The organism is Candidatus Desulfolinea nitratireducens, from assembly GCF_982879505.1.
Window position 1 is genome coordinate 1 of sequence record NZ_CEYOSI010000316.1, and the last position, 2,925, is coordinate 2,925.

General features: G+C 51.0%; 4 protein-coding genes. 2 read left to right on the plus strand and 2 right to left on the minus strand.

Features of this window, described 5'->3' with window-relative positions; all coding sequences use genetic code 11:
- Positions 1–702 (plus strand): pantoate--beta-alanine ligase (gene panC, locus AC3DOM_RS17140; RefSeq protein ID WP_487920253.1); only part of this gene is annotated, 702 nt, incomplete at its 5' end.
- Between the two features lie 143 nt (positions 703–845).
- Positions 846–1,718 carry an alpha/beta hydrolase gene (locus AC3DOM_RS17145; RefSeq protein WP_487920254.1) on the plus strand — a complete coding sequence of 291 codons (873 nt, stop codon included), beginning with the start codon at positions 846–848 and terminating at the stop codon, positions 1,716–1,718.
- 55 nt (positions 1,719–1,773) lie between these two features.
- On the opposite strand, the gene AC3DOM_RS17150 is transcribed toward AC3DOM_RS17145, so the two are convergent.
- Positions 1,774–2,055: a cyclic-di-AMP receptor gene (locus AC3DOM_RS17150; RefSeq protein ID WP_487920255.1), complete on the minus strand. Its 282-nt coding sequence runs from the start codon at positions 2,053–2,055 to the stop codon at positions 1,774–1,776.
- Positions 2,045–2,925 (minus strand): cyclic-di-AMP receptor (locus AC3DOM_RS17155; RefSeq protein WP_487920256.1); only part of this gene is annotated, 881 nt, incomplete at its 5' end. The genes AC3DOM_RS17150 and AC3DOM_RS17155, both read right to left, overlap by 11 nt.

A 2,925-nucleotide genomic window follows, 5' to 3' on the forward strand; every position in this document is an offset into this window, starting at 1 on the left:
TCTGCCTCCGTTGTGGTCAGCATCTTCGTCAACCCGACACAGTTTGCCCCCACCGACGATCTTGATGCCTACCCTCGCGATCTCGAGCGGGATAGGGAGCTATTGCGCGAGGCTGGCGTGGATCTGCTCTGGATACCGACTCCTGAAGAGATGTACCCTCCCGGCTTCCAGACCTGGGTCGAGGCTGAGAAGATCACCAAACCACTCGAGGGGGCAAAGCGCCCCGGTCATTTTCGTGGGGTCACCACCGTGGTTGCCAAGCTTTTTAACGCTGTCCAACCGCAGATGGCCTTCTTCGGGCAGAAAGATGCCCAACAGGTGGCGGTCATTCGTCGTATGGTCCGGGATTTGAATATGCCCATTGAAATCGTAGCAAGCCCCATCATCCGCGAACGAGACGGGCTGGCGATGTCGAGCCGGAACACCTATCTGAACGAGGCAGAGCGCCAGGCAGCCTCAGTCCTGTACAAATCCTTACTGGCAGCCCAATCCGCTTACAAAAAGGGGGAGCGCAGCGCCGATAGTTTACGTCGCGTTATGGAGGGAATCATCACCGATGAACCCCTCGCGCGCCTGGAATATATCTCTTGCGCCGACTACGACTCGCTCGAAGAGTTGACAGTTGTCAGTGGAAAAACATTGCTCTCATTGGCGGTTTATCTGGGCAGAACACGGCTAATTGATAACCTGGTTTTCGGTTAAAAGAAAGGTTCCGTTCCTTTCAAGGGAACGGGACCTTTGACCTTGCTCGAAATGATCAATATCAAGGATAAAACGGTGGCGTCCTTCTCGAAGCGCGCTGCCAAGGGTACAGCGACGAGAGCTCTTTGGCAAGAGGTTGTCTTATGAGATATCGATGGAATTTAATTCGGTTTGGGCTGATCTCCTTTTTGATCCTGCTTTCAGTTGCCCTGACGCTGTTTTCCTATAATAACGCGCTGGACTATGTGCACCCCAGGCGATTGCAGCCCCCCTCAGGCGACGAATTGCTCGCACATGGCATTGAATACAGAGATATTGAGCTGCTTACTTCGGATGGGATCCGTCTTTCAGCGTGGTATACGCCGCCCCAAAACGGCGTTGTTATTTTGGTCGCCCACGGACATGCTTCCGTTCGCCCGATTGATTTTTATCTTCTTTTTGCAGAGCAGGGCTATGGGGTTCTGGCCTGGGATTTTCGCGGACATGGCGCAAGCGAAGGCGATACCGTCACATTTGGTTATACCGAAACACGGGATGTGGAAGCCGCCCTGGATTTTGCCTTGGCGCAGTCAGATGTGGAGAGAGTTGGCGCATGGGGTGGTTCAATGGGGGCAGTTTCGGTCATTTTGACTGCTGCGCGCCGCCCCGAAATTGAAGCGATCATTGCGGACAGCCCCTTCGCCACCCTTGAAGATGAATTGGAGCACCAGATCCCTGTTTTGGGAATGCGGGAGTTAATTCGATTTTTTGCAGAGAGAGAAACAGGAATGAATGTTGATCTTGTTCGCCCCCTGGATGTGATCGGTGATATCAGTCCGCGCCCGGTCTTTATCATTCAGGGGATGGGAGATATGCGCATCCCGCAGGATTCTGCCCGCCGCCTTTATGATGCAGCCGGAGAACCACGCTGGTTGTGGACTGAGGCAGAGCCAGTCCACATGAATATGTACACCTATTATCAGACAAGATATACCAAAAAGGTAAGTGAATTTTTTAGAGAATTTTTACTGGAGTAAAAAAGGACCCGTTTCCTTCAAGGAAACGGGTTCTTTGCTTGTTCCGAGCCGTTCTTTAGACTTGCTCAAAATGATCGATATCAAGGACAAAAACAGTGGCGTGCTTAACAGCGAGATCAAGGCTCTGTTCACAATGTTCCCGGATAATTTGAATGGCTTCCTCCACCTTTTCAGCCTCCACTCCCATCATCAGGGTTGCGTTACCGCGCCTGAAAAACCCGCCGCTGGATGCGATGCGGGTCACACGGAATTCCTTTTCGAGCAATGCTTTCAGGATAACGTCAATATCTGCATTGCGCACGATGGCGATGATCATTTTCATATTTTTAGAACTCATGGTATTCCTCTATATCAAAGGTGAAGATCGTTGCTCCGCCAATCTTGACGGGGACCGGGCGTGAAAGGGGGAGAAAAGCGCCATCCAAAGGAGAGCGTACATATTTAACCCGTCGTTTGCAGGATTTCTCCAAAATATTAACAATATCAGCTTCACGCCCCCGCGGGATGCCGATCAGCAGGGTCACATTTTTCCTGCTGAGGAAGCCGCCTGTGCTGGGGAGAGGATCTGCGCCAAATCCAGCGTTGCTCATTTCTACCAGGACATTATCTAGATCGTCTTCCTGAACGATTACTGCCATCATCTTATTGATCGTCCTTTTCCTGCCTATACCCGTTTCCAATAATTGAGACCAATTGACATGTCTTTCTGTGAGCGCCTCGTCCACTTCGCCGATCAGATCACTGTATATCTCATCGGAAATGACTCCATCACGGAAAAGGCTCCCAAGAGTGGAACGTTGGACGCGTAATGCTTCGCGGCGGGCAGAATCCAACTCTTCGATTTCAACTGTAGGATTAGCTGCAAGAAGATCTTGCATAGCCTCAAGCAAAAAGTCTTCGCGTTTTTTAAAGATCGGCTTCATCTGGTGCCAGATATGCGCGGAAAGCAGGCCTTGCTTATTCATTTCTGCAAGATGTTCCGATGCTGAATTGTTTGAAATATAGCGTGCGTGACGTTTCTCATACTCGATTTGACTCTCTGTGCGCTTGACCAGGGCCAGTTTTTTAACCAGGGTATCCATGGAGAAACCCTGCACCAGCAGGGTGAAAAGTACCACCCCAAATGCCATCGCCAGCAATCGGTCACGTTCGGGGAAGTCAATCGGAATACTCAATGCTAACGCAAGAACAATTGCCCCGCGCAGCC